The organism is Nitrospirillum goiasense, from assembly GCF_034427435.1.
GTDB lineage: Bacteria > Pseudomonadota > Alphaproteobacteria > Azospirillales > Azospirillaceae > Nitrospirillum.
Genome location: NZ_JAXQNP010000002.1, coordinates 2,239,622 through 2,265,115, shown reverse-complemented (window position 1 = coordinate 2,265,115; position 25,494 = coordinate 2,239,622). Strand labels below are relative to the sequence as shown.

Annotated in this window: 24 protein-coding genes, 1 tRNA gene and 1 pseudogene; 16 read left to right on the top strand and 10 right to left on the bottom strand. The window is 66.3% G+C overall.

Annotation, left to right across the window (positions count from 1 at the left end):
* Positions 1-185 precede the first annotated feature (185 nt).
* On the bottom strand, positions 186-2,417 hold the full coding sequence (locus ULB03_RS12985; protein ID WP_322483509.1) for a methyl-accepting chemotaxis protein: 2,232 nt from the start codon (positions 2,415-2,417) through the stop codon (positions 186-188).
* A gap of 286 nt (positions 2,418-2,703) precedes the next feature.
* On the opposite strand from ULB03_RS12985, the gene gatB reads away from it, so the two are divergent.
* From gatB to ULB03_RS12960, 5 genes are all read left to right on the top strand, one after another.
* On the top strand, positions 2,704-4,158 hold the full coding sequence (gatB, locus tag ULB03_RS12980) for an Asp-tRNA(Asn)/Glu-tRNA(Gln) amidotransferase subunit GatB (protein ID WP_322483508.1): 1,455 nt from the start codon (positions 2,704-2,706) through the stop codon (positions 4,156-4,158).
* Positions 4,159-4,369: 211 nt separating this feature from the next.
* Positions 4,370-4,461: transfer RNA gene (locus tag ULB03_RS12975), tRNA-Ser, on the top strand.
* 169 nt (positions 4,462-4,630) lie between these two features.
* The gene (locus ULB03_RS12970; protein ID WP_322483507.1) at positions 4,631-4,942 is read left to right on the top strand and encodes a PadR family transcriptional regulator; all 312 of its coding nucleotides are present in this window, start codon (positions 4,631-4,633) and stop codon (positions 4,940-4,942) included.
* Positions 4,943-4,998: 56 nt separating this feature from the next.
* Positions 4,999-6,090: a hypothetical protein gene (locus tag ULB03_RS12965; protein ID WP_322483506.1), complete on the top strand. Its 1,092-nt coding sequence runs from the start codon at positions 4,999-5,001 to the stop codon at positions 6,088-6,090.
* 232 nt (positions 6,091-6,322) lie between these two features.
* Entirely contained in the window at positions 6,323-6,646 is a 324-nt protein-coding gene (locus tag ULB03_RS12960; RefSeq protein WP_322483505.1) for an alkylphosphonate utilization protein, read from the top strand.
* A gap of 65 nt (positions 6,647-6,711) precedes the next feature.
* On the opposite strand, the gene ULB03_RS12955 is transcribed toward ULB03_RS12960, so the two are convergent.
* From ULB03_RS12955 to ULB03_RS12935, 5 genes are all read right to left on the bottom strand, one after another.
* The gene (locus ULB03_RS12955; protein ID WP_322483504.1) at positions 6,712-9,135 is read right to left on the bottom strand and encodes a hypothetical protein; all 2,424 of its coding nucleotides are present in this window, start codon (positions 9,133-9,135) and stop codon (positions 6,712-6,714) included.
* A gap of 122 nt (positions 9,136-9,257) precedes the next feature.
* Complete coding sequence (locus tag ULB03_RS12950; protein WP_322483503.1) at positions 9,258-9,836, bottom strand: helix-turn-helix domain-containing protein; 579 nt, start codon at positions 9,834-9,836, stop codon at positions 9,258-9,260.
* A 361-nt stretch (positions 9,837-10,197) separates the two neighbouring features.
* Entirely contained in the window at positions 10,198-10,467 is a 270-nt protein-coding gene (locus ULB03_RS12945) for a hypothetical protein (RefSeq protein WP_322483502.1), read from the bottom strand.
* Between the two features lie 138 nt (positions 10,468-10,605).
* Positions 10,606-12,318, bottom strand: a complete 1,713-nt coding sequence (locus ULB03_RS12940; RefSeq protein ID WP_322483501.1) for a lytic transglycosylase domain-containing protein — start codon at positions 12,316-12,318, stop codon at positions 10,606-10,608.
* Entirely contained in the window at positions 12,219-12,587 is a 369-nt protein-coding gene (locus tag ULB03_RS12935) for a hypothetical protein (protein ID WP_322483500.1), read from the bottom strand. The genes ULB03_RS12940 and ULB03_RS12935 overlap by 100 nt, the downstream gene beginning before the upstream one ends.
* Before the next feature lie 117 nt (positions 12,588-12,704).
* On the opposite strand from ULB03_RS12935, the gene dapA reads away from it, so the two are divergent.
* The gene (gene dapA, locus ULB03_RS12930; protein WP_322483499.1) at positions 12,705-13,598 is read left to right on the top strand and encodes a 4-hydroxy-tetrahydrodipicolinate synthase; all 894 of its coding nucleotides are present in this window, start codon (positions 12,705-12,707) and stop codon (positions 13,596-13,598) included.
* A 22-nt stretch (positions 13,599-13,620) separates the two neighbouring features.
* Positions 13,621-14,091 (top strand): SsrA-binding protein SmpB, encoded by a 471-nt coding sequence (gene smpB / locus ULB03_RS12925; protein ID WP_322483498.1) that lies wholly within the window; start codon positions 13,621-13,623, stop codon positions 14,089-14,091.
* A gap of 85 nt (positions 14,092-14,176) precedes the next feature.
* On the opposite strand, the gene ULB03_RS12920 is transcribed toward smpB, so the two are convergent.
* Both ULB03_RS12920 and ULB03_RS12915 read right to left on the bottom strand, forming a co-directional pair.
* Entirely contained in the window at positions 14,177-14,815 is a 639-nt protein-coding gene (locus tag ULB03_RS12920; protein WP_322483497.1) for a uracil-DNA glycosylase, read from the bottom strand.
* A gap of 75 nt (positions 14,816-14,890) precedes the next feature.
* Positions 14,891-15,474, bottom strand: a pseudogene (locus ULB03_RS12915) (LabA-like NYN domain-containing protein).
* A 301-nt stretch (positions 15,475-15,775) separates the two neighbouring features.
* On the opposite strand from ULB03_RS12915, the gene folK reads away from it, so the two are divergent.
* The 9 genes from folK to ULB03_RS12870 all read left to right on the top strand — a co-directional run bounded on the left by folK (position 15,776) and on the right by ULB03_RS12870 (position 23,917).
* A complete protein-coding gene (gene folK / locus ULB03_RS12910) occupies positions 15,776-16,267 on the top strand; it encodes a 2-amino-4-hydroxy-6-hydroxymethyldihydropteridine diphosphokinase (protein ID WP_322483496.1) in 492 nt (163 codons plus the stop codon).
* Between the two features lie 170 nt (positions 16,268-16,437).
* Positions 16,438-16,824 (top strand): DNA-directed RNA polymerase subunit omega, encoded by a 387-nt coding sequence (gene rpoZ / locus ULB03_RS12905; protein WP_322483495.1) that lies wholly within the window; start codon positions 16,438-16,440, stop codon positions 16,822-16,824.
* A gap of 135 nt (positions 16,825-16,959) precedes the next feature.
* Positions 16,960-19,137, top strand: coding sequence for a RelA/SpoT family protein (locus ULB03_RS12900; RefSeq protein ID WP_322483494.1), 2,178 nt, complete (start codon positions 16,960-16,962; stop codon positions 19,135-19,137).
* A 203-nt stretch (positions 19,138-19,340) separates the two neighbouring features.
* A complete protein-coding gene (locus ULB03_RS12895; protein WP_322483493.1) occupies positions 19,341-19,898 on the top strand; it encodes a DUF2062 domain-containing protein in 558 nt (185 codons plus the stop codon).
* 1 nt (position 19,899) lies between these two features.
* Positions 19,900-20,652: a pyridoxine 5'-phosphate synthase gene (locus ULB03_RS12890; protein ID WP_322483492.1), complete on the top strand. Its 753-nt coding sequence runs from the start codon at positions 19,900-19,902 to the stop codon at positions 20,650-20,652.
* A complete protein-coding gene (gene acpS / locus ULB03_RS12885) occupies positions 20,652-21,119 on the top strand; it encodes a holo-ACP synthase (RefSeq protein ID WP_416211131.1) in 468 nt (155 codons plus the stop codon). The genes ULB03_RS12890 and acpS overlap by 1 nt, the downstream gene beginning before the upstream one ends.
* 58 nt (positions 21,120-21,177) lie before the next feature.
* Positions 21,178-21,954, top strand: a complete 777-nt coding sequence (lepB, locus tag ULB03_RS12880; protein WP_322483491.1) for a signal peptidase I — start codon at positions 21,178-21,180, stop codon at positions 21,952-21,954.
* Positions 21,955-21,958: 4 nt separating this feature from the next.
* Entirely contained in the window at positions 21,959-22,678 is a 720-nt protein-coding gene (rnc, locus tag ULB03_RS12875) for a ribonuclease III (RefSeq protein ID WP_322483490.1), read from the top strand.
* A gap of 75 nt (positions 22,679-22,753) precedes the next feature.
* On the top strand, positions 22,754-23,917 hold the full coding sequence (locus ULB03_RS12870; protein WP_322483489.1) for a M23 family metallopeptidase: 1,164 nt from the start codon (positions 22,754-22,756) through the stop codon (positions 23,915-23,917).
* A 9-nt stretch (positions 23,918-23,926) separates the two neighbouring features.
* Here the strand turns inward: ULB03_RS12870 and ULB03_RS12865 are convergent, their stop codons facing one another.
* Together ULB03_RS12865 and ULB03_RS12860 are read right to left on the bottom strand one after the other, a co-directional pair.
* Positions 23,927-24,697 carry a siderophore-interacting protein gene (locus tag ULB03_RS12865; protein WP_322483488.1) on the bottom strand — a complete coding sequence of 257 codons (771 nt, stop codon included), beginning with the start codon at positions 24,695-24,697 and terminating at the stop codon, positions 23,927-23,929.
* A gap of 4 nt (positions 24,698-24,701) precedes the next feature.
* On the bottom strand, positions 24,702-25,370 hold the full coding sequence (locus ULB03_RS12860) for a PadR family transcriptional regulator (RefSeq protein ID WP_322483487.1): 669 nt from the start codon (positions 25,368-25,370) through the stop codon (positions 24,702-24,704).
* Positions 25,371-25,494 lie beyond the last annotated feature (124 nt).

The following is a 25,494-nucleotide window of genomic DNA, read 5'->3' as shown; positions in this document are numbered from 1 at the left end:
ACCGCTGGGCAATGACGGCGAATTCCGCAAAAACATCCCGACCTCACGATTCTCCGGCGTCCAGCTTGCATCGTCGGCCTGAAGGAATCGTTATCACCGCCGCCGCCCACGGCAAATCTATGCTTAAAGGTATTTCCCGGATTTATTGCGGGTTTGGGCCGGCGAAAGGGGGAGGGGCGGCCTCATCAGGCCGCCACCGCCCCGCACCGTGCCAGCAGCGTGTCCACCGCCTGGGCGACCTCGTCGCTCATGCGGAACTGGATGCGGGTGGTGTCGCCTTCCTGGCTGGTGACCCGGCCACGGAAGCGGCTGCCGTCCACCAGCACCTCGATCTCACGGCCCGGGCCGCCGACCGCCGGACCCTGAAGGGCGCAGCCGCCGCGTCCGATATTGACCAGCCGGTGCGTGGCGGCCCCGGTGGGCAGGATGCCCGGCCCGCCGGCATGGGCGGGACGGTCCAGGTCATACCGTTCGAACTGGCGCCGGTCCTCGGCCGATTGCATGGCCGCCAGGAAGTGTTCCACATCCATGCGCAACTGTTCCGACTGCCGCGACAGTTCGTTGGCCGCCCCCAGCAATTGGCCGGACGCGTCCTTGGTGAACTCCGCGCTGTCCCGCACCAGCGACAGGGACTGGGTCACCTCGCGGGTACGGCTGGCAGCCTCCGTCACGTTGCGGCTGATCTCGGCGGTGGCGGCGCTCTGCTGGCTGACGGCGGCGGCGATGGCGCCGGTGTTGCCGTCGACGACGGCGATGGTGGTGGCGATGCGGTTGATGATGCCAATGGCGTTCTCGGCCGCCGCCTTCACGCCGCCGACGCGGGCCTCGATGTCATCCGTCGCCTGCGCCGTCTGGTTGGCCAGGCTCTTGACCTCGGTCGCCACCACGGCGAAACCCTTGCCGGCCTCGCCGGCGCGGGCCGCTTCGATGGTGGCGTTCAAGGCCAGCAGGTTGGTCTGCGCCGCGATGGCCTGGATGAAGCGCACCACCTCGTTCACGCTGTCCGCCACCGTCGCCAGTTCACCCACCACGCTGCGCGCGTGCTCCGCCTCCTGCACCGCCGTCTTGGTGGTGACGGCGGTCTGCTCCGCCTGGGCGCCGATCTCGTTGCTGCTGGCGGCCAGTTGCTCCGTCGCCGCCGCCACCGTTTCGGTGTTGTCGGTGGCGCGGGCGGCGCTGTCGTCGGCGACCTGGGTGCGGCCGGCGGTGTTGTCCGCCTGGGTGGCCAGCGAACCGGCGGTGGCCTCCAGCTCCGTCGCGGCGGCGGCCATGCCGCGCAGCTCGGCGCTGATGGCGGCCTGGAAGTCCCGGGTCAGGGTTTCCAGCGCCTGCTGGCGGCGCAGCCGCTTTTCCTGTTCCTGGGCCTGGGCCGCCTCCAACTCGCGATTGCGCAGGGCGTTCTCCTTGAAGACGACCAGGGCGCGCGCCATGGCCCCGACCTCGTCCCCGCTGTCGGCATGGTCGATGGCGGTGTCCAGGCGGCCCTCGGCCAGACCCGACATGGCGCCGGTCAGGTCGCTGAGCGGGGTGATGACGAAGCGGCGCACCACCAGGTAGACGCCGGCGCCGCCCGCCGCGAACAGTGCCAGCGAGATCAGCAGCACCCGGAGCTGCGTGGCCTTGAACCCCCCGATACGGGCCTTCAGCAGGCGCTCCAGGTCGGTTGAGGCGGCCGAGTACAAGGCGTCCTGGGCCTTCAGCGCCGCCATCGTGTCGGCATCGGTGACCGCCCCTTTCTCCGCCCCCGCCGTCACCACGGCGGCGGCCTTCTGCGTGGCGGATACCGGGGCCGTCAGCGCTTTCTTGACGCTGCCGTCGGCGTTGCCGCCATAGGCCGAGGTGGCGGAGGAATCGAGGCCGGTCAGCAGGGACTTCACCCCGCCCAGGGCGACGAACAGGTCGACCTTGTTGTCACCGGCCTGACGCGTCACGGCGCGCAGGCCCGTAGTCTGGTCCTGCAGGTCGGGCAGTTTCACCAGCACGATGTCCATGACGTAGAAACTGTCCAGGTCCGGATCCAGGATCAGGTTGGACTTGTCGCCGATCTGGGCGATCAGCGCCCGCAGCGCCGTGCGGGTGGCGGGGCTGCCGGCCCCATCCTTCTTGCCCAGGGCGGCCAGCAGGTCGTTCACCTTGTCGGCCGTCTCCATCTCCTGTCCCCAGTCCGCCTGAAGCTGGCGCACAGCCGTTGCGGTTGCCGCCGCGTCCGGCGCGGCGCCACCCGTCTCCGCGGCGGCCAGCCGGGCTTGGATGGTCTGCAGGCCGCGCAGGTAAGCGGTGCCGGCCAATTCCTTCTGGGCGAAGTCGATGGCGATCTGCTGTTGCGCGATCAGCGCGTACAACAGGTAACCCACCGGAATGAGGAAGAGCAGAACCGCCAAGCCCAGCTTGTGGGCGATTTTCAGGGACCGAAGCATCACGGCCTTCATTATGTCGCGAGTGGTTAATCTGTTAATGGCCACTGAATATGGCCTCATTCTTTAATGATGTCTTAATTTTTGCCGTCGCGTCATATGCAAAATAAAATATTAAATGCTTAACCATATTTTCCAACCTGGGCCTGAAGATGGCGGGCGGGGTTCGTCCACCACGCCCACCCAACGCCATCGTCCAGGCAGCCTCCCGCCCAAGCCGGTTGCGTTTTCACGCGATTCCGGCCAGAAAACCTCTCTCACTCCATTATTGGACTTGATGGCGAAGACGATGGCTTATCGGATTGCAGGCGAGACGGGCGAATGGGAAGTGGTGATCGGGCTGGAGGTTCATGCCCAGGTCGTCTCCAATGCCAAGTTGTTCAGCGGGGCGGCGACCGCCTTCGGCGCCGCGCCGAATAGCCAAGTCAGCTTCGTGGACGCGGGCTTCCCCGGCATGCTGCCCGTGATCAACGAGGTGTGCGTGGAGCAGGCGGTGCGCACGGGCCTGGGCCTGAAGGCGCAGATCAACCTGCGCTCGGTCTTCGACCGCAAGAACTACTTTTATGCCGACAACCCGGCCGGTTATCAGATCAGCCAGTACCTGCAGCCCATCGTGGGCAAGGGCACCATCGTGCTGGACCTGGCGGACGGCTCCACGCGTGAGGTCGGCATCACCCGCCTGCACCTGGAAATCGACGCGGGCAAAAGCCTGCACGACCAGAACCCGACCAAGACTTACGTTGACCTGAACCGGGCCGGCGTGGCGCTGATGGAAATCGTGTCGGAACCCGACATGCGCACCCCGGAGGAGGCCGCCGCCTACCTGCGCAAGCTGCGCACCATCCTGCGCTATCTCGGCACCTGCGACGGCAACATGGAGGAAGGCTCCATGCGCTGCGACATCAACGTGTCGGTGCGCAAGCCGGGGGCGGGGTTCGGCACGCGGACGGAGACGAAGAACGTCAACTCCATCCGCTATGTGCAGCAGGCCATCGAGTATGAGGCCCACCGCCAGATCCAGGTGATCGAGGACGGCGGCGTGGTGGTGCAGGAAACCCGCCTGTGGGATCCGAACAAGGGTGAGACGCGGTCCATGCGCTCCAAGGAAGATGCGCAGGATTACCGCTATTTCCCCGATCCGGACCTGCTGCCGCTGGACCTGGACGCCGATTGGGTGGCGGAGATCGCGCGAACCCTGCCGGAACTGCCGGATGAGAAGAAGGCCCGCTTCATGGCCGACTACAAGCTGCCGGTCTATGACGCCGGCGTGCTGGTGGCGGAGCGCTCGCGCGCCGACTTCTATGAAGAGGTGGCCCGGGGCCGCGATCCCAAGATGGCGGCCAACTTCGTCATCGGCGACCTGCTGGGCGCGCTGAACAAGACGGGTGCCGATATCGACAGCTCCCCCATCAGCGCCGCGGCGCTGGGCGGACTGATCGACCTGATCGCCGACAACACCATCTCCGGCCGCATCGCCAAGGAGGTGTTCGCCGACATGCTTGAGACGGGCAAGCCCGCCGCCCAGATCGTGGAGGAGAAGGGCCTGCGCCAGGTGACGGACACGGGCGCCATCGACCAGGCCATCGCGGCCGTGATGGCGGCCAACGCCGACAAGGTGGCGGAGTTCCGCAGCGGCAAGGACAAGCTGTTCGGCTTCTTCGTCGGCCAGGTCATGAAGGCGACCCAGGGCAAGGCGAATCCCGCCCTGGTGAACGAGATCCTGACCGCCAAGCTGAAGGGCTGAGGTCCGAAGGTCTGAGATGAGGACCGGGGCCTTGCGCCTTGGTTCGACAGGGAAAAGTGACGCTCCGCCGGGCATGTCGGCCAGCGGGGCATGGGCAGGGGGGCCTCCGGGTCCCCCTTTTCATTTTCCCGCGATTTTTCCTCACCGTTATCGTTGACAAGGGGGCCGCTGCCCGAGTACATACGCGAACCGCCGACGACAGTCGGTGGACGGAGGGGTGGCCGAGTGGCTGAAGGCAACGGTTTGCTAAACCGTCGTACCGGGAAACTGGTACCGTGGGTTCGAATCCCATCCCCTCCGCCATCACTTGCCCAGGCCACATCGTGAGGCAAGTGAACGGACAAGCCGCCCTTCGGGGCGGCTTTGTCGTTTCCGGGGCCGGTTATCAAAAATCGCCACAGCAAGAGTTCCGGGGGGAGGCGCCCAAAGACCCGTTCTTGACAATAAATCTACATAGGTAGATTTAATGGGCATGACCCGCACGCGAACCCCATCCCATCAGGCGAGGATTATTCTCGCCGTCCTTCTGGAGGTGCCGGGCGCCTGGCGCCACGGCTACGAGTTGGCCCAGCTGGCCGGTGTCAAGTCCGGGACCCTATACCCGTTGCTCATCCGGCTGGAGGGCCTGGGGTATCTGGAAGCGCAGTGGCAGCCGCCGGTGGAGGCGGGCCGGCCGCCGCGCCACGCCTATCGCCTGACCGCCGCCGGCCTCCGGTTCGCCCAGGCCAACCCGCCCGCACCGGTGACGGCGGGCCCCCTGAATCCCCGTGAGGTGACGATATGAGCTGCGGACTGTGGCGTGGTCTTGCTGTCCTGGCTTGCGATCTCCTGGAAAGGGTCTTGCCGGCCGATCTGAAAGACTGGGGATCGGCCGTACGCCTTGAAACCGCCGGGATCGAAAGCGACGCCGCCGCCCTGCGCTTCGCGGCCGGTGGCCTGTGCGGTCTTCTGCCCCTGATTCTGGCCCACCACGTACGCCAAATGGTGCTGTCCTTCGACAGGGCCTCCTCATCCGCCGGCATGACCGTCCATCCTCGCGCCATCGGCATCGCCTGCGCCATCGCGGCTGTCGGGCTGGGCCTTGGGTATTTGGCGATGGCGGGGGCGCCGGGGCGGTACCTGGGTGTCAATGCCGTCGCGCTGCTCCTGGGCCTCGGCATGCTGGTCGCGATCCGCCGGGCTGGGCCCACGGTTCGCCTGTGGCCCGGTACGACGACGCTCTTGCTGTCGGTCCTGCTGCTGGCGACGGCGCTCGGTGGCGCCCGGGTCGACGATGCCGCGCGCTGGGTGAACCTGGGCGGCCTTTTCATCCAGCCCAGCCTCGTCCTTCTCCCGTTGATGATTCTCGACTTTGCCCGGTCGACCAACCGGCGCTCGACCTGGGGGATGATCCTTACGGCCGCGGCCCTGGCCCTGCAGCCCGACCGGGCCATGGCGGGGATGTTGGCCACCGGCCTTGCGCTCCTGGCGATGATGCGCCCTGACGATGGCCATGTCTCGCGGGCGCTCGCCGGCGCCATCGCCGGCTTTGCCACCACGCTGATCCAGGCGGACAGGCTGTCCGCGACCCCGTACGTCGAAAAGGTGTTCCATGCCGCCTTCAGCCTGCATGCCGTCGCGGGGATGCTGGTGCTGGCCGGTGCCGTCCTGATGCTCGTGCCGGCAATGGTGGGGTGGGCACGCGACCAGCACAACCAGGAAATCTACGCGGTCTTCGCCGCCATTTGGGGTGTCGCCCTGGTCGCGGCGGCGCTGGGGAACTATCCGACGCCCATTGTGGGCTATGGCGGCAGCGGCGTGATCGGCTATGTGCTGAGCCTGGCGATGCTGCCCAAGGCCCTGCCTGCGCGCTCTATGGGGAAGGGAACGCTGGGCGCCGAAACCGCTGACGACCCTACGCCCCTTCGGTTGGAGTGCATCGCGCTCGCCTGATCCTCGGGACCAATTCCTTCAGCCTTGGGTATCAGGCATGCTGGCCATCATGGCGCCCGGCGGCTTTGATGAGTGACGGGCGGGCGCCTGTCCGTTATTTTCCACCCGGCGCCCTGATCCCACCGGCGAAGCCTGTTGGCGCCGCAGCGACAGACATATCAACGCCATCGCGCCCGCACCCGTCCGGTGATCTTGGGCGAGGGCGGTTTATACGCAGAGATTGAGGTTCTTGATGAACAGTTCGGCCGACGAAGAATTTGTGTATGACGAGGCCACGGGCGAGTGGATTCCGGCCAGCCAGGCGGCGGCCAACGCGGCCGCTGGTGCCGCTGCCGCCAGCACGGTCGAGGTGCGTGATTCCGTTGGCAACCTGCTGGCCGACGGCGACAGCGTCACCCTGATCAAGGACCTGAAGGTGAAGGGGGCCAACCAGGTGCTGAAGCGGGGGACCGTCATCCGTTCCATCCGGCTGACCGGCGACCCCCAGGAAATCGACTGCCGCCACGACACCATCAAGGGCCTGGTCCTGCGGGCGGAGTTCGTGAAGAAGGGCTGAGGCTGGAAGCCGAGCCCTGGAAGAATGAGGCGTGGAGCAATGGGGGGCGCGGATGTGCACGGCCGTCAGACAGTGCGATGGTCGATCACATCCAGCCGCCAGCCATTCTCGATACGTCTCAGGCGGATCACGATGCCACTCCAACGATCGCCCATTTCGATGAAGCCACGATCACGGGCTGCGTTGAAGACGATGGGGGTAACGGTGGTTGGGTCGAAATTTCCTGGCCCCGCCCGCAGGCGTTGGACACGAGGATCATTCCTATCATAGACGATCAGGCGCTGCTCTGCCCGTAGGCAGGCGAAATCCGCCTGGCGCGCGACGATTATCGTCGGCGGCGCGCTGTCGAGGTACGGGGCGCCGGGCTGGTCTTGGCGTTCCTGCTGATCATCCAGCGAAGCCATGAGACGGTCATTGGGGTTGGAGCGTCGGGCCGCCAGAACGGTGGCGAGCGCCATGGCATCGTATCGGGATGCGACGGGGCAGGGGCGGGGCTGGTCCGGTCGGATCTTCATGGGCAGGGGGCCGTCGGCCGGTGTGGTCCCGGCGGACGGCAACAGGAGATGGCGCTCGGCGATATCGCTCATGCCATCGCCGTCGCTGTCCCGGGCCAACTCGGCCAAGGGGATGCGGAGGAAAAGGTCACGCGCCCACCGCCGGAATGTCTGTTCGCCGAAGGGGCCGGTTTCGGTTTGCACCCGTTCCTCGGCATCCACCGCCAAAGTCAGGTCGTCGCCATCCAGCAGCGGCAGTTTGGCGTCACGCCGCACCACATAGGGGAAACGCTCCACCAGGCCGGTGTACAGGGGCGGCCGCCAGCTCTGGCCGCCATCATCCGACAGATGCAGCCAATAGCCGCCCCGGGACTTGACGGAGGCTTGATCATAGATCGCCGCGACGCTGATCACGGCCACGCGACGCCCTTGATGCCAGACGCGCACCTGTTGGAAGTTGGCGGGCAGGGGGGCCATGCCCCTGGTCCCGCCACTTTTCGATGCCGCCCCCGGTCCACGCCAGATGGACGGCAGGGGCAAGGACACCCAGGGCGGGGGCAGGGGCGGCTTATCCGCGACCTTCCACGCTGTTTGCTTGGCATCGCGGCCGGTTGAGCTGGCCGCCAGGGCGGTATCCATCTTCTGACGCCGTGCGTCATAATCCGGCAAAACCAGACGCAACGCGTCGGTTGTGACAGCAGCCGCCTGTCGTGTATCCGGATCGGTCTCAAGGGGACGGGGGCGTAATGCCCGGTCGCACATGCTATGCAAGCTGCCTTCCGCCAGCAGCCGGCAGCTTATCGCCGGCCAGACCCCGCCGCCATCTGCCAGCGAGGTGTGGTCGGCATAGAGCGTCTCCGCCAAGGGATACGGATCCTCCGCCGCATGGTGCAGCAGATGGTCCAGAACGATAAGCTTTCGTTGGCCCATAGGGATGATGGGGCAGCGGCGCGCCCACCAGAGGTGGGGTTGGTCCAGAGGCCGATCCGCATTGTACGCGCAGATCATGTCCGCCTTGGCTTTCTCCAGGTCCACCGTATAAGGCGCCAGGAGGGCGTCCGCGTCGGCGTCCCGTTTTTGCAGGATCTCAGCCGCGGCGAGATTCAGGGTCAAGTCGGTGAGGTTCGGCTGTGGCAGCGCCAGTTGCAGCCCATCCACCATCGCGGTTTCGGCGTTGGGGCCATCATCTGCCGTTAATTGCTTGCGAATATCCGGCGGCAAACCATCGACAAAAAGCACCAGCTGCTCAGCCAGGCCCGCGTTAGCGAGCGCGGCGGCGTATTGGCGTGCATAGGCCAACTTAAATGCCGCACGGTCCGCTTTGAAGACGTCCACCAGGGCGCGATCAGTGGCCAGATAATCCAGGAGAGCCAATTCATCTGGTGTGTCGGCGCTCCGGGACAAGCCCCATAGGGCCGCGCCACTGTACCCAGGCGCTTCGTGGGCGAACCCGGCGTACCATTGAGGGCAATCCGCCTGGTGGGCCAGCAGCCAGGCACCGGTGGTTCGCCCGGGTTCGACCTCTGGCAGCAAGGCCTGATAGGTCGCGGCGTCGCAGAACCGGGCCGCACCCATGGCCTGTCCGGCGGCTTCCAGGACAACGGTGGTGTGGTTGCTTGTTCGCGCCAGCGCGATGAAGGCGTTCCGTAGAATCAAACGCAGCTTCTGCGCTTGGTGAGGCGCTTCACGTTCAAAATGTTCGTAGGCGCCGGTTAGCACCACCAGATGCAGGAGATCGGTTGCCTGCTCTGGTGTCAGGGCGTAAGCCCGAGCCAGCGGCTGGGACCATTCGCGTAAACCCCGCAGTGTCGACGTGGCATGAAGCCGGTCGCCCCAGTCCTCAATTGTGACAAAGTCAAAATAGTTATGGAGTTTGCCCGCTTGCTTGAAGGCTTTGAACTGTCCCGCGGTCGGGGGTGGGACCTGGGCCATGGCGGTGCACGACATGCCGATTAAAGGCAGGTACAAAAGTACCCGAGCCAGCCACGTCCACATGGGGCCCTCGTCGTGGTTAAGTTCCTTTCGTGACTATGCCGTTTAGTCGTCATTAGGCAAAACAAAAGGGCGTGGCGGATATCCGGCACGCCCTTTTGAATTCTGTAACGGATCCCCCGTGCTTACGGCGGCGTGGGGGCCGACTTGCCGCGCTTGGGGGCTTTGGCGGCCTTGTACATGTCGGCCGGATCCCACACGGCACCGCGGCGGCGACGGGTGGGCTTGGGCTCATCGCTGGCTTCCTCGTCCGCATCGCCGGTGGGCGTGGCGGAAGGGGCGGTGCCGTCTTCTTCCTGTGACACGGCGCGCAGCAGGCCGGCGACGCAATCGGCGATGTCCGCCGGGGCGTTGCGCCAGGCGCGCAGCAGGTCCAGGTCGCGGCGCGACAGCAGGGGCGAGCCTTCGTCCGGCGCGCTGAAGGTCGTGGGCGCGGGGCGGTCGGCGCCGCCCTCCAGATCGTCGAAGAAAAAGGTCAGCGGCACGTCGAGGATCTCGGCCAGGCGATACAACTTGCCGACGGAGACGCGGTTGGAGCCACGCTCGTACTTCTGCACCTGCTGGAAGGTGATGCCCAAGGCCCGCGCAAGGTCAGACTGGCTCATGCCCAGAAGACCGCGCCGCAGGCGAATGCGGCTGGCAACGTGGCCCTCAATCTTGCCTTCGAGTTCGGCGACAACCGTGTTCTTAGTCCTACGGGGCATAAGCATTACTCCAGTCGATGAGGCGCCACCGAGGATCACAGATGGAACGCCGTATAACCTACAGGGGTAGGAAGCGAAAATTTTGGGGCGAGAGTAGGAAGATGTTCAGACGCTGACAACCGGCATCATCCTCGTGAACTCGGCGTTCCCACCGCCGCTTTGCACTTTAGAACTGTTTAGCTGAAAGAATACAATCGTATTCATCTTTTAGGTAGGCCAAACAATCGCAAATCGGGCTGGCGGGTAGACGAAAGATAGATTTCAGCCGGGAAAATGCGCGGATTTTTGCGATGTGTCCGCCGACTCGCGCCATACATCCCAAGCGACATCGCAAGCCGACGCTGATCCTGGCGGACGCTGGTCACGGCTGGTTTGCCGCTATCGTGTCCCTGGGCCGTGATTCATTGGCCGCATCCTTGGCCAATCTTTGAGATCCAGGAATGTATGCCACCCGCTGGCTTTTCAACACATCCAAAAGTTCATTCAAGCTGTCGCGCGCATATTCGTCCCGCTGGCGCGTCAATTCGTCCTGCGTCAGCCGGATGAAGGCTTCGACCAGGCGGTGATGCACGGCAGCGGCCCGCTCAAGCGGGGCCGGAAGCGGCGACGGTGCCAAGGGAACAGAGGCCATAGCGTATTCCTACAGAGAAGGCTTGTTTACCCCTGTAGGATATGGAGCGCGTCATTAATCGCAAGTTAACAGTAGGTCTGACCGGGCGGCCCCTAACCTTTTGCGCGCATTAACCAAAATAGTGTTGCCAATAAACCATCATCCGGCCTTGCCCCGCCTCAAATCGGTGGTCATGGGCATCTGATGCCCCCCCATACGGATGCGGTAGACGTGCAGGTTTTCCAGCACCCGCTGGACGTAGGTGCGGGTTTCATAGATGGGGATGGTCTCCACCCAGTCCACCGGGTCCACCGCCTCGATCCGGGGATCGCCATAATCGCGCAGCCAGTTGGCGACACGGCCGGGCCCCGCGTTGTAGGCCGCGATGGCCAGGATGTAGGAGCCGCCGAACCGATCCAGCAGATCCTGCACGTAAACGCTGCCCAGGCGGATGTTGAAGTCCGCGTCATGGGTCAGCTTGGTCACGGCGTACTTCATGCCTTCGCGCTTGGCCAATTGCTGGGCCGTGGGGGGCATCAACTGCATCAGGCCCAGGGCGCCGGCGCCACTGGCCGCGTCCACCTTGAAGCTGCTTTCCTGCCGGATCAGGGCGTGGATCAGCGCCGGCTCCGGCTGGGCCGGCAGGCGGCTGGAGACGATGGGATAGCCGGCGTCGGCCAGGACGATGCCCTTGCTCAGCGACTGCCGGCTGATGCCCACGCCCAGGTCGCGGCGATGCATTTCCAGCGCAGCCTTGGCCACCAGCACGAAATCGTCCGGCGTCTGGGCGTCCTGGGACAGCTTGCGCAGGAACAGATCCGCGCGGTCGTCATCCTCGCCCAGGACCTTGTCCAGCAGGCGCGCGGCGCGCACCAGTTCCTTCTTCTCGAACCGCGACCGGGCGTCGGCGGAGGGGGACGGGGCGATGGGAATCGCCTCGGCCTGGCCCAGCTTCTCCTGCGCCATCATGCCGTAGAAGGTGCTTCCCCACCGTGCGGCCAGTTCGTACCACTGGCGGGCGCGCTCCGGATTGCCCAGCTTCTCGCACGCCCGTCCCGCCCAATAGGCGCCGCGGGACTGCCCGATGGGCGAGGAGACGCCCTCATACAGGCGGGTGAAATGATCCAGCGCCTGCTCCGGCTTGTTCAGGAACTGCAGGGACAGCCAGCCGGCCAGGAACTCCGCCTGGATGAAGCCCAGCCCGTCGGTCACGCCATGGTTGGCGGCCAGGCGGTAGGCCCGCTGCATCTGGCCCTGGTCCATCAGGCGGCGGGCCAGGATATGGCGCTCCATCCACCACGCCTCGGGATGGCCCAGATCCTTCCCCTCGTCCTTGGCCCCCACATCCTTGGGCAGGTTCTCCACGATCTCCAGCGCGCCGGCGTCCATGTCCTTGCGCCGGCGCCAGCGCAGCCGTTCATAGGTGATGCCGGGCTCGCTCATCAGCGGGGCGGGCACCTGCTGCAGCAGCCGCTCCACATTGGGGTCCAGGTCGGCCATGGCCAGGCGGGCCAGCGCCACGGCTTGATGGCCGGGGTCGACGATGGGCAGCATGCGCCGGGCGCCGTCCTCGTCATTCTCCCACAGCAGCCGGTCCAGGCGGGCCCAATGGTCGGCGGGGCGCAGGATGGCCACGTACTTGGTGCGGAACGTCCGCTCGTCCACCACGCCGAAGTTGCCTTTGACATAGCGCTCGCGGATCAGCGCGATGGCCTTCTCGCTGTCGCCCAGGTTCAGCAGGGCGTCGGCATAGCGGTTGAACCCGGCGGTGGTCAGGGGGGATGCTTGTCGAACCAGGCGCGCGTCGGAGTGTCGCCGAAATCGGGCATGCGGATTTCTGCGTTGCGCCGCAGGGCCGCCAGTCCGGGCCAATCCGGATTCTTGTCGATGAAATCGGAGAGTTCCTGAAAGCTGGCGCTGGTGTCGCTGCGCCCCAGGTCCATCCAGGTCAGCACCTTGTCCGCCAGCGGGTCATGCCCGCGCTCGGCCAGCTTGTGGGCGTCCGCCCACTTGCCCTTGTCCGCGGCCTTGAAGGCGGCGCGATAGGTGCTGATATCGCCGGAGGACTGCGCCCATGCCACCGAGGGGGCCGCCAGGGACGCCATCACCGGGGCGGTCATCAGGGAAATCGGCAGGATCAAGGCCGCCAGCCCCCGCTGGAACGGGGCCCAGGGGCCCCGCTCACGTCGCTTGTCACCCAGGTGCCGGGCCGCTAAGGTTCGCGCCTTTCGGGTCGAATGCCCACGGAGATTGCAGAGATGACCACCGCCACGCCCGCCCTCGCCGGTTCCCTCGTCGCCCTGATCACGCCGTTCGCCGACGGTAAAGTGGACGAGCGCGCCTTCCAGGCCCTGGTGGATTGGCAGGTCAAAGAGGGCACGCATGGCCTGGTCCCCTGCGGCACCACCGGCGAGTCGCCGACGCTGAGCCATGAGGAGCACCGCCGCCTGGTCGAGCTGTGCGTCGAGGTCGCGGACCGTCGCGTCCCCGTGGTCGCCGGCACCGGCAGCAACTCCACAGCCGAGGCCATCAGCCTGACCAAGCACGCCAAGGCCGTGGGCGCCGACGCCGCCCTGGTGGTCACGCCCTACTACAACAAGCCGACGCAAGAAGGTCTCTACCAGCATTTCAAAGCCATCCATGATGCGGCCGACCTGCCCATCATCATTTATAACATCCCCGGCCGCAGCGTGATCGACATGTCGATCGCCACCATGGCCCGCCTCGCGGCGTTGCCTAACATCGTTGGCGTGAAGGACGCCACCGCTGATTTGGTGCGGCCGTTGCGCACACGGGTCGAGTTGGGCGCCGACTTCATCCAGTTGTCGGGTGAGGATGCGACGGCCACGGCCTTCCTGGCGCAGGGCGGCGTCGGCTGCATCTCGGTCACGGCCAACGTGGCGCCGCGCCTCTGCGCGGAGATGCAGAACGCCTGGGTGCGCGGTGACCTGGTGGAGATGGCCCGTATCCGCGACCTGCTGATGCCGCTGCACCACGCCATGTTCGTGGAGACCAGCCCGGCGCCGGTGAAGTACGCCGCCAGCCTGCTGGGCCTGTGCCGTCCGGAACTGCGCCTGCCGCTGGTGGAAACCACGCCGGCGACTCAGGAACTGGTGCGCTCGGCCTTGGTCCATGCCGGCCTGTTGAGCTGAGGGAAGGGGCCGGATAGCCGCCATGGCACGTGCCGACGAACATAAATACGCCGCGCAAAATCGCCGCGCGCGCTTCGATTTTTTCATTACCGAAACGATCGAGGCGGGCATCATGCTGACCGGGACGGAGGTGAAGTCGCTGCGCGCCGGCCGGGTCAGCATCGCCAAGTCCTACGCCGGCGAGCGGGATGGGGAGCTGTACCTCATCAACGCCCATTTTCCGGAATACCAGCTGGCCGGCCGCTTCTTCCAGCATGAGCCCAAGCGGGCGCGCAAGCTGCTGGTCCGCCGCCGCGAGATGGACAAGCTGTTCGCCTCCATCCGCCGCGACGGCGTCACCCTTATTCCGCTGTCGATCTATTTCAACGACCGCGGCTACGCCAAGGTCGAGATCGGCGTGGCCAAGGGCAAGAAGAAGGGCGACAAGCGCGAGGCGGAAAAGGAACGCGACTGGCAGCGCGACAAGGCGCGCCTGATGCGGGCCAAGGGCTGAAGCATTCGCTGTTTGGAAATAGGAAAGGCCGGGGCGAACCTCCGGCCTTTTTCTTGGGGCGTCCTTGCGATCAGGCGGCTTGCGATCACGCGCCCAGGTACTGGCGCACCGCCTTGAACACATCCTCGAACATGGCGTCGGTCAGGCGGCCGGTGTTGGTGTTGTAGCGGGAGCAGTGGTAGCTGTCGAACAGCGTCACGCCGCCGCCCAGGTCGTGCCGGGCGCCGTGGCCGAAGGGGTGGGCCGCCTGCCGCAGCCCGAAGGTGCGGATGACGCTGGTGTGGGAGACGGAGCCCAGGGCCACCACGGCCTTGAGCTTGGTCATGGCCTGCAATTCAGCCACCAGGAAGGGGCGGCAGGTGTGCGACTCCTCCGGCGTGGGCTTGTTTTCCGGCGGGACGCAGCGGACGGCGTTGGTGATGCGCGCGTCGATCAGGGTCAGACCGTCGTCCGGCCGCTCAAGGTACTGGCCGGTGGCGAAGCCGAACTTCAGCAGGGTGGCGTACAGCAGGTCACCGGCGTAATCACCGGTGAAGGGTCGGCCGGTGAAGTTGGCGCCGCGCAAGCCCGGCGCCAGGCCCACCACCAGCAAACGCGCGTCCAATCCACCGAAGGACGGCACCGGGCCGTTGTGCTTGTCGGGGAAGGCCGCGCGGTTGCGCAGGCGATAGTCCACCAGCCGGGGGCACAACGGGCAGTCGCGCCCCGGCGGGGTGGGGGGCAATCGTGCCCCGTCGGCGTCAGGATTTGGGTCATGGGAAACGGCGCCCGTTACAGTGTGTCGTGAGGGCGCCGGATATCACTCCACCGGCGTGGTGTCGATAAGCTGAGCATGCTCCACCGGCGGGCGGGGGGCATGGGCGCGGGCGATCTCGGGCGCCAAATCCATCAATTCGATGAAGTTGTCGGCCTGGCGCCGCAGCTCATCGGCGATCATCGGCGGGGTCGAGCGCACGGTGCTGATGACCGAGACGCGCACGCCCTTGCGCTGCACCGCCTCCACCAGGCGGCGGAAGTCGCCATCGCCGGAAAACAGCATGATGTGGTCGAGGTGCTGCGCCATTTCCATGACATCGATGGCCAATTCGATGTCCATGTTGCCCTTGATCTTACGCCGGCCCGACGCGTCAGTGTATTCCTTGGTCGGCTTCGTGACCATGGTGTAGCCGTTATAGTCCAGCCAGTCGACCAACGGTCGAATGGGGAGTATTCTTGGTCTTCAACCAGAGCGGTATAGTAGAAAGCGCGGATCAAGCGCCCTTTTCTACCGCAGAAAGTCAGCAAACGCTTGTAGTCGATATCAAAATTCAGCGCGCGGGCAGCCGCGAACAAATTGGCGCCATCAATGAATAAGGCGAGACGCTCTTCGGGATAATGCAGCATTTTAAATTCCTTTTAATATTAATTGTCGCGGTAATGCATCGAATGCAATGGTTGGTAGCGTGACGGCTTTGACACGCACTAGCAAGCACCTACATAGGGTAAATAGGTTAATGTGTACAAGGGAGATATGGTCGCGGCCCCTGTGTTTAAAGTGGGGCTCTCTCTTTTGGGGATGTTACCCTATGTTGGCGACGCGATATCTCGCCCAACGGTATAGTTGCGAGCACCTCCGGTCGGCGCGAGCGCCCGGGTGGTTATGGGGCCCAGTGGTTATGGGCCTAGGTGCTTATGAGGACGTGAAATGATTTTGTTGGGTGTGGGCTCCAACCTGTCCGTTCCCGGCATCGGCGGCCCTGCGGACGTGGTGGCGGCCGCGGTGCGCGCGCTGGAGGGGGAAGGGGTGACGGTCGCGGCGGTGTCCCCCTGGTATCGGAGCGCGCCCGTGCCCGCGTCGGACCAACCGTGGTACGTGAATGGCGTCCTGCGGGTGGAAACGGACCTGGACGCCCCGGCGCTGCTGGCCCTGCTGCACACGGTCGAGGCCAGCTTCGGGCGGGTCCGCCGCCACGTGAACGAGGCGCGGGGGCTGGATCTGGATCTCTTGGCCTATCATGACCAGGTCCGGGAGCATGGGCCACACCTGCCCCATCCCCGCATGCACCAGCGCGCCTTCGTCCTGCTGCCGCTGCGGGACGTGGCGCCGGGCTGGCGCCATCCCCTCCTGGGTCTGGATGTGGCGGCCCTGGTGGCGGCGCTGCCGCCTGGCCAGATCACCGAGCGCATTGGCGGGTGAGCGCCCCGAGTCTCATACAGGGCGCGAGGCATGGCTGGCCCGGTAACGCAGGAATGCGATCCGGTGCTTGTCGGCTTCCTTGCAACCGGGAAACCGGGCCCGTATAACTATGGGATGGTGTTTGGTGTCGGTTTTTCCGGCCCCCGTTTCGTTGTTGGAGTGAGCAAGGCATGGCCCGCGTTACCGTTGAAGATTGCGTCCTGAAGGTTCCGAACCGGTTTGAGCTGGTGATGATGGCGGCCCAGCGGGCGCGGGACGTCGCGGCCGGCGCGCCGCTGTCGGTTGATCGCGACAACGACAAGAACCCGGTCGTCGCCCTGCGCGAGATCGCGGACGAGACGGTGGTGCTGGACAGCCTGAAGAACTCCCTGATCAAGGGGCATCAGCGCGTCCAGGAGCAGGATGAGCCCGAGGAAGAGATCATCGAGCTGATGGCCGGTGAGCAGGCTTGGGCTGTGCAGGGTGCCGCCGGCGAGGATGACGAGCTGGGCGGTGAAGGCGATGCCGCCGAAGATCTGGCGCAGGGCGACGACCTCGGCGACGACGAGGGCCTCTGAGCCGGTGATGGGGCAGGTCGTGGCTAAGCGTCCCGTCCCCTTTCCCTGTTTTTCCATGGATAACGCCCTGATCGGACGCGGGCGCCCGCTCGCGTCCGTTTGTGCCGACCAGGCCTGGGGCCGGGCGGGGCGCCCATGATGCGTCAATACGAATTGGTTGAGCGTGTCCGCTCCTACGATCCGAATGCGGACGAGGACAAGCTCAACCGCGCCTATGTCTTCTCGATGAAGGCGCATGGGTCGCAGAAGCGCGCTTCCGGCGACCCCTACTTCTCCCACCCCCTGGAGGTGGCGGGCCTGCTGACCCAGCTGAAGCTGGACAGTGCCTCCATCATCACGGCGCTGCTGCACGACACGGTCGAGGACACGCTGACCACCTTGGACGAGGTGCAGCGCCTGTTCGGGCCGGAGATCGCGCGCCTGGTGGATGGCGTGACCAAGTTGTCGCGCATCGAGCTGCAGAACCTGGAAAGCGACCAGTCCAAGCAGGCGGAAAACTTCCGCAAGCTGGTGCTGGCGATGTCGGAAGATATCCGCGTCCTGCTGGTGAAGTTGGCCGATCGTCTGCACAACATGCAGACGCTGCACTACCTATCGAAGCCGGAGAAGCGCAAGCGCATCGCCCGCGAGACGCTGGAAATCTACGCGCCGCTGGCGGAGCGCATCGGCATCCAACGCTGGAAGGATCAGTTGGAGGAACTGGCGTTCAAGGAATTGAACCCGGACGCCTACGACAGCATCACCAAGCGCCTGCAGGACCTGGAAGAGCAGGGCGCCGGCCGCGTCGACCGCATCATTCATGAGCTGGTGGACACCCTGCACGACGGCGGCCTGCCCAAGGCCACCGTGTCGGGCCGGCGCAAGGCGCCCTATTCCATCTGGCGCAAGATGCAGCGCAAGAATGTGACGTTCGAGCAGTTGTCCGACGTCATGGCCTTCCGCGTCACCGTCGAGTCCATCGAGCAGTGCTATCAGGCCCTGGGTGTCATCCACGCCCATTATCCGGTGGTGCCCGGCCGCTTCAAGGACTACGTCTCCACGCCCAAGCCGAACGGCTATCGTTCGCTGCACACCACCGTCATCGGCCCCGAGCGCCAGCGCATCGAGGTGCAGATCCGCACCATCGAAATGCACGAGGTGTCCGAGCTGGGTGTCGCCGCCCACTGGGCCTACAAGCAGGACGGCAGCCAGCCCAAGACCGAGGGCCGGCAGTACCGCTGGCTGCGGGAACTGCTGGACATCCTGGAGCACGCGGTCCGGCCGGAAGAGTTCCTGGAGCACACCAAGCTGGAGCTGTTCCAGGACCAGGTGTTCTGCTTCACGCCCAAGGGCGACCTGATCGCCTTGCCGCGCGGCGCCACGCCGGTCGACTTCGCCTACGCCGTGCACAGCCAGATCGGCGACACCTGCGTCGGCGCCAAGATCAACGGCCGCATCCAGCCGCTGCGCAGCCAATTGCAGAATGGCGACCAGGTGGAGGTCGTCACCAGCAAGGCGCAGACGCCGTCGCCGGACTGGGAAAACTTCGTCGTCACCGGCAAGGCCCGGGCCCGTATCCGCCGCTATATCCGCACCCAGCAGCGCGCCCAGCATATCGAGCTGGGCCGGGCCATGGTGCAGAAGATCTTCCGGCAGGAAGGCTACGACTATTCCGACAAGGCGCTGGATGGTGTCCTCAAGATCTTCCAGTACCAGGCGGTCGACGACCTGATCGCCGCCATCGGTGCCGGCTTGGCCGGTGCCCGCGACGTGTTCAACGCCGTCTTCCCCGGGCACAAGGCGGTGCAGCAGATCACGCCGGACGAGAAGGTCGTCCAGCTGACGCGCGGCAAGACCACCAAGCCCAAGGGCAAGGACAGCCCGCTGCCCATCAAGGGCCTGATCCCGGGCATGGCGGTGCATTACGCCCGCTGCTGCCACCCACTGCCGGGGGACCGCATTGTCGGCATCGTCACCACCGGCAAGGGCGTCACCATCCACACCATTGATTGCGAGACGCTGGAAAGTTTCCACGACAGTCCGGAGCGGTGGATCGACGTCTCCTGGGACAACGAGATGGACGGGGCCGACGAGAAGGTCGGCCGCATCACCGTGGTGGTGGCCAATGAGCCGGGCAGCCTGGGCACCGTGTCCACGGTCATCGGCAAGAACGCCGGCAACATCACCAACCTCAAGATCACCCACCGCACGACCGACTTTTTCGAGATGTTGATCGATATCGACGTGCATGACGTGAAGCATCTGACCAATATCATCGCCGCGCTGCGGGCCACGCCGGTCATCAATTCCGTCGACCGGGCGCGGGGGCGCTGACGCGCGGGCTTGGGGAGGCGCCGTAGCCGGCTCGGGCAAAACGGCTCGGGCAGAACGGCTTGGGCGGAACGGCTTAGACGAAAGGCATACGGCACTGGCGTGGCGCCGTGCCCAGGTCTAAAACAGTGCAGGTTTGTGACTGTGCAAGTTTGTCCGGGGCCCGTATTGGGCCGCGACTACCTTATCCCAGAGGCAGCAGGCTTATGTTCCGCCGACGTGAAAAAAGGCCGTTCGCTGAAGCCGTGAAGGAGACCTTCTGGCCGAGGATGGGCTGGCGCCGCGCCGGACGCTATTGGATGCATCGCGTCGGCCGGGTGCCGGGGACGCCGTACGGCATCTCCGCCGGTTTCGCCAGCGGCGTGGCCATGGCGATGACGCCGTTCATGGGCGTCCATTTCCCCCTGTCCATCGCGCTGGCCTGGCTGTTGCGCGGGTCGATCGCCGCCTCGCTGCTGGGCACCCTGTTCGGCAATCCGGTGACCTGGCCCTTTATCTGGCTGGCCACCTATCGTCTGGGATGCTTCGTGCTGCACATGCACCCTGGCCATGGGCCCATGGAGCTGTCCTGGCACGTGCTGCGCCACAGCGCCTGGCAGGTCGTGGCCCCCATGACGGTGGGCGGATTCCTGTCCGCCGCCCTGACCTGGCCCCTGGTTTTTCTGGTGCTGCGGCCCTTGATCGCGCGTTACAAGCATCATCGTATCGCCGCCAGCCACCAACATCCGGTCCTGGGGCATGAGCCCAGGCCGGTCGGAGACTGATATGACGTCTGAACCCCAGAGCCAGCGCTTGCGCCTGGGCGTCAACATCGACCACGTCGCCACCATCCGCAACGCGCGGGGCGGCGCTCATCCCGATGTGTTGCGCGCTGCCCACCTGGCCGCCGACGCCGGCGCCGACGGCATCACCGCCCATCTGCGCGAGGACCGGCGCCACATCCGGGACAGCGATATCGACCGCCTGATGTCGGAGATTTCGCTGCCCCTGAACCTGGAGATGGCGGCGACGGAGGAGATGCTGGCCATCGCCCTGCGCCACCGTCCCCATGCCGCCTGCCTGGTGCCGGAGCGCCGGCAGGAGCGCACGACCGAGGGCGGGCTGGACGTGGTTGGCGGTTTCGACCACCTGGCGCCCATCGTCGGCCGCCTGAACGACGCCGGCGTGCGGGTGTCGCTGTTCATCGCGCCGGAGCGGGCGCAGTTGGACGCCGCGCGCCGCATCGGCGCGCCGGTGGTGGAACTGCACACCGGCCGCTATGCCGATGCCGAGGACGCCGCCACCGTCGAGAGCGAACTGGCGCGCCTGGCCGAGGCGGCGGCCCACGCCGCCGCGATCGGGCTGGAATGCCACGCCGGCCACGGCCTGCGCTTTGACAATGTCGTGCCCGTGGCGGCCCTGCCGCCGGTACGCGAGTTGAACATCGGCCATTTCCTGGTGGGGGAGGCCGTGTTCGTGGGGCTGGAGGCCGCCATCCGCCAGATGCGCGCCCTGATGGACGGGGCGCGGGCCTCCTGATGAGGGGCGCCGCTTTCCAGCCCGGGGCCCTGATCCTGGGCATCGGCAACGACCTGATCGACATCACCCGCATCGAAAAGACGCTGGCGCGCTTCGGCCAGCGCTTTGTCGAGCGGGTGTTCACCGATGTCGAACAGGCGAAGTCGGAGCGCCGCGCCAAGTCCAATGGCCGCGCCGCCAGCTACGCCAAGCGCTTCGCCGCCAAGGAGGCGTGTTCCAAGGCGTTGGGCACCGGCTTCCGCGAGGGCGTCTTCCACAAGGACATGGGCGTCATCAACCTGCCCAGCGGCCAGCCGACACTATGTCTCACGGGCGGGGCCCTGGAGAGGTTGCGGGCGATGACGCCACCGGGCATGGTGGCGCAAATTTTTTTGACGCTGACGGATGAGCCGCCCCTGGCCGAAGCCTTCGTCATCATCACGGCGACGCCGGCCCCGGCCGATGGCGCCGCCAACGGTATCGCTTGAAAATCCCGGTGGGCCCGCTAGATCGGTGCCACCCACTCTTACGAGGTTGTTTCGTTCCATGAGCCAGCAGAATGACCGCGTCAGCCGCGCGGCCCCCCAGCCCCAGGCCGAAAGCTGGGGTGATGTGGTGCGGACCGTCATCTACGCCCTGATCATCGCGCTGGGCGTGCGGACCGTGGCGTTCGAGCCGTTCAACATCCCCTCGGGTTCCATGATCCCGACGCTGCTCATCGGCGACTACGTCTTCGTGTCCAAGTTCAGCTACGGCTACAGCCGCTTTTCCCTGCCGCTGGGCCTGCCGCTGTTCCACGGCCGCATCTTCGGCAGCGTGCCGGAGCGGGGCGACGTGGTGGTCTTCCGCCTGCCGACCGACACCAGCCAGGATTACATCAAGCGCGTCATCGGCCTGCCCGGCGACCGCATCCAGATGATCGACGGCATCCTGCACATCAACGGTGAGCCGGTGAAGCGCGAGCGGATCGAGGACTACACCATGGAAACGCCGTTCGGCCGCGAGAGCGCCGTGCCGCGCTACATCGAAACCCTGCCCAACGGCGTCAAGCACACCATCATCGAGATCATGGGCGACGATGGCGGGCTGGACAACACGCCGGTCTACACCGTGCCCGAAGGCCACATCTTCTGCATGGGCGACAACCGCGACAACAGCCAGGACAGCCGCGTCCTGAATGTCGTCGGCTACGTTCCGCTGGAGAACGTGGTGGGCAAGGCCCAGTTCAAGTTCTTCTCGCTGGAGGAGGGCGTGCACTTCTGGGAGTTCTGGAAGTGGCCGACGTCCATCCGCTTCGGCCAGATCTTCAACAAGGCGCACTGACGCCATGGCCGCCTCCGCTGGCCCGCTGGACACCGGCGGCGCCGACATCGCGACCCTGGCCGAGGCCCTGGGGCATACCTTCACCGATGCCAGCCACCTGCTGGAGGCGGTGACGCACCCCAGCGTGGCCGGCATCGGCCGCGGCCCCCGCGCCGCCACCGGCCATTATGAGCGGCTGGAATTCCTGGGCGACCGGGTGCTGGGCCTGGTCATCGCGCAGTGGTTGCTGGAGCGCTTCCCCGAGGAGAACGAGGGCGGCCTGGCCAAGCGCCATACCGCCCTGGTGCGGGCCGAGGCCCTGGCCGGCGTGGCGGAGACCCTGAACCTGGGCCTTTACCTGCGCCTGGCCCCCGGCGAGTCCGACGCGGGCGGCCGCGCCAAGCCGGCCATCCTGGCGGATGCCTGCGAGGCGGTGATCGGCGCCCTGTATCTGGACGGCGGCCTGGACGTGGCCGCTGCCTTCATCCGCAGGCACTGGTCGGGCCGCATCGACGCCGCGGAACTGCCGCCGGTGGAGCCCAAGACCGCCCTGCAGGAATGGGCCCTGGCCCGGGGTCTGCCCCTGCCGGTCTACGAGCAGGTGTCCCGCACCGGCCTGGACCATGAACCGGTCTTCACCGTGCGCGTCGCGGTGCAGGGCAAGGGCAGCGAGGCCGCCAGCGGCCCGTCCAAGCGTGCGGCGGAAAAGGCCGCGGCGCTGGAGATGCTGAAGCGTCTGGGCTAGGCGTTTGACAGCGGGCCATTGACGGCGAAACTTTGTGCGGCATCCTGCGGTTGCGCCACACCGTCAGGAGCCGCCATGGTCCGCCATCCTCTCGTCCAGCTTCTTTTGTTAAGCGGTTTGCTGGTCGCCGCCTTCGGCGCCAGGGCGGAGCCTGACGTCCATTCCATTACGCCTTTGGACATCCACATCTTGCGCCCGGCCAGCGTGGTGCCGGCCACGGATGGTCCCCATCTGGTTTTCGAGGCGTTGATCAGCAACTTTTCGCCGGTGCCGATGACCCTGTCGAGCGTGCGGTTGGGCACGGCGGCCCAGCCCGCCGCCTTGGCACGGTTTGAGGACGCGGCCCTGGCGACCTTGCTGTCGCGGCCCGGTCGTCCGCCCGGTGACGGCCAGCCGCCGGTGACGGTCATACAGGGCAACACCTTCGCCGCCGCCCTGTTCGACCTGCCTCTGGGCGACGACGCGCCGGTGGCGGATCTCCGCCTTGCGCTCACCATCGCCCCATTCAAGCCCGATCTGCCGGACACCACGCTGAACACGGCGGTCGCCGTCCCGGTGGATCGGACGCCGCCGGTGATCGTCTCCGCCCCGGTCGCCGGCACGGGATGGGTGGCCTTCAATGGCCTGTCCGCCACCTCCATCCACCGGACCACCCTCATGGTGGTGGACGGCCAGGCGCGGGTGCCGGAGCGCTACGCCATCGACTTCATGAAGCTGACCGGGGACGGGCGGGAGTTCAGGGGAGACCAGGCGCGTAATGAGTCCTGGCCCGGCTATGGCCAGGCGGTGCTGGCCGTTGCCGATGGCGTCATCGAGAGCGTGCGCGACGGGTTTCCGGATAATGTACCCGGCCGGCCGCCGGCGCAGAAGGTCACGCTGGACACCATCGCCGGCAACCAGGTGATCCTGCGCCTGAAGGGGGGCGCCTACGCCGCCTATGCCCACCTCATCCCCGGCAGCATCCCGGTGCGGCCGGGCCAGGCCGTGCGCCAGGGCCAGGTGCTCGGCCGGCTGGGCAACTCCGGTCAGTCCGATGCTCCCCACCTGCATTTCCAGGTGGGGGATCGCGGGCATATCGCCGCCACCGATGGCCTGCCGTTCGTCTTCGATGCCTTCACCCTGCTGGGTGTGGTGGCCGATACGGCCGCCGCCGACGCGGGCGGCGCTTGGACGGCAAGCCAGGTCCCCCAACCGCGCCGACGGCAGTTGCCGGCGGAAAACGCGGTCATCGGCTTCTGAAGGCCTCCCTCACAGGTTCTCGTGCGCGCCAGCCTCACCGCGCAGCCAATAGCCGGCCGCGCGCATCCAGGCCGCCGGGTGCTTGAGATCCTCCAGGATGAAGGCGCGCAGGGCCTTGGCCACGGTGGCCTCGGCGGCGATCCAGACATAGCCGTCGCCGGGCGGCAGCTGGATGCCCTCGATGGCGCGGCGCAGGGTGGCCGCGTCGTCCGTGCCCTGGCGGTCGCGGGTGACCCAATGAGCCGTCCAATGCGCCTTGGTCTCGATGGTCTGCCGTTCGGCATCGCTGTCGATGGCGACGACGGTGATGACCGGCACGCCCGCGCGCAGTTCCTCCAGCCGGCGGCCGATGGCGGGCAAGCCCGTCTCATCGGCGATCAGCAGATACCAGTCGAAATCGTCCGGCACGATCATGGAGCCGCGCGGGCCGCCGATCTCCAGCGTGTCGCCCACCTTGGCGCCCAGGGCCCAGGCTGTGGCCGGGCCGGCGTCATGCAGGGCGAAGTCCAGGGTCAGGGTGCGGTCCGCCCGGCTGACGGCGCGGGGGGTGTAGTCGCGCATCAGCGCCTGCCCATCCGGGCCGGGGAAGAACAGCTTGATATGGTCGTCGGCGCCCCGGCTGTCGAAGTCCGCCAGTTCGGGCGAGGTCAGGGTGACGCGCAGCATCTTGGGCGTCAAGTGCGCCACGCTGGTCACGGTCAATGTGCGCCGACGGGTATCGAAACGCATGCGGCCGATCTGGTGGCGCGCGACAGGGGAGGCCGTCTGGGTATCGGTCATGGGGTCACCGTGGTTCCGTCTCGTCGTCTTTGGGGCCCGGCTTGCTGCCGGGTGGGGGCGTGTCAGCGCCCAGGATTTCCACCGTGGCGCGCCGCAGGATGGCTGCCAGGCGCCGGGCCTCGGCGGCGTCGCAGCCGCGTTTGCCATAGAGGGCCATTTTCAGGGCGTGGCGGGCCTGGTGCAAATCCTCGGGCGCTTCGGGATCGGCGTCCGTGACACCGGCGTAGGCCTCACGCACCTGTTCCATACGCCTGCCGATGCGGCGCAAGCCCTCCAGGATGCCGATGGCGGTGCCGCGATGCCCCTCCAGGTGGGTCCGGCCGCTGTCGGTGATGCGGTAGAGCTTGCGGTTGCCGTCCGGCTCCGCCGTGGCGTGGCCGATTTCCGCCAGGAAGGTGAGCGCCGGGTAAACGACGCCGGGGCTGGGGGTGTAGAAGCCGCCGGAATGTTCCTCCACCGCGCGGATCAGCTCATAGCCGTGGGCGGGCTTGCGCTCCAGCAGGGCCAGGATCAGCAGTTCCAGGTCGGCGGAGGACAGCTTGCGGCCCCCGGGGACGCTGCCCCCGCCGCCGCCCCAGAAGCCGCCGCCACCCCCGTGCTTCCAGGGATGCCATCCACCGCGCCCGCCCATGGCCAGGTAAGGAGGATGTGCGATGTCATGATCGGAAAACATATCGTACGATATAGCGAGCGATATACCGATGACAAGAGGCGCCCCAAAAGAAAACGCCCCGGCGGGTAAACCCGGCCGGGGCGTCAGGGCAAGTGCAAGGGTTGGCAAGTGGACCGTTGAAGGG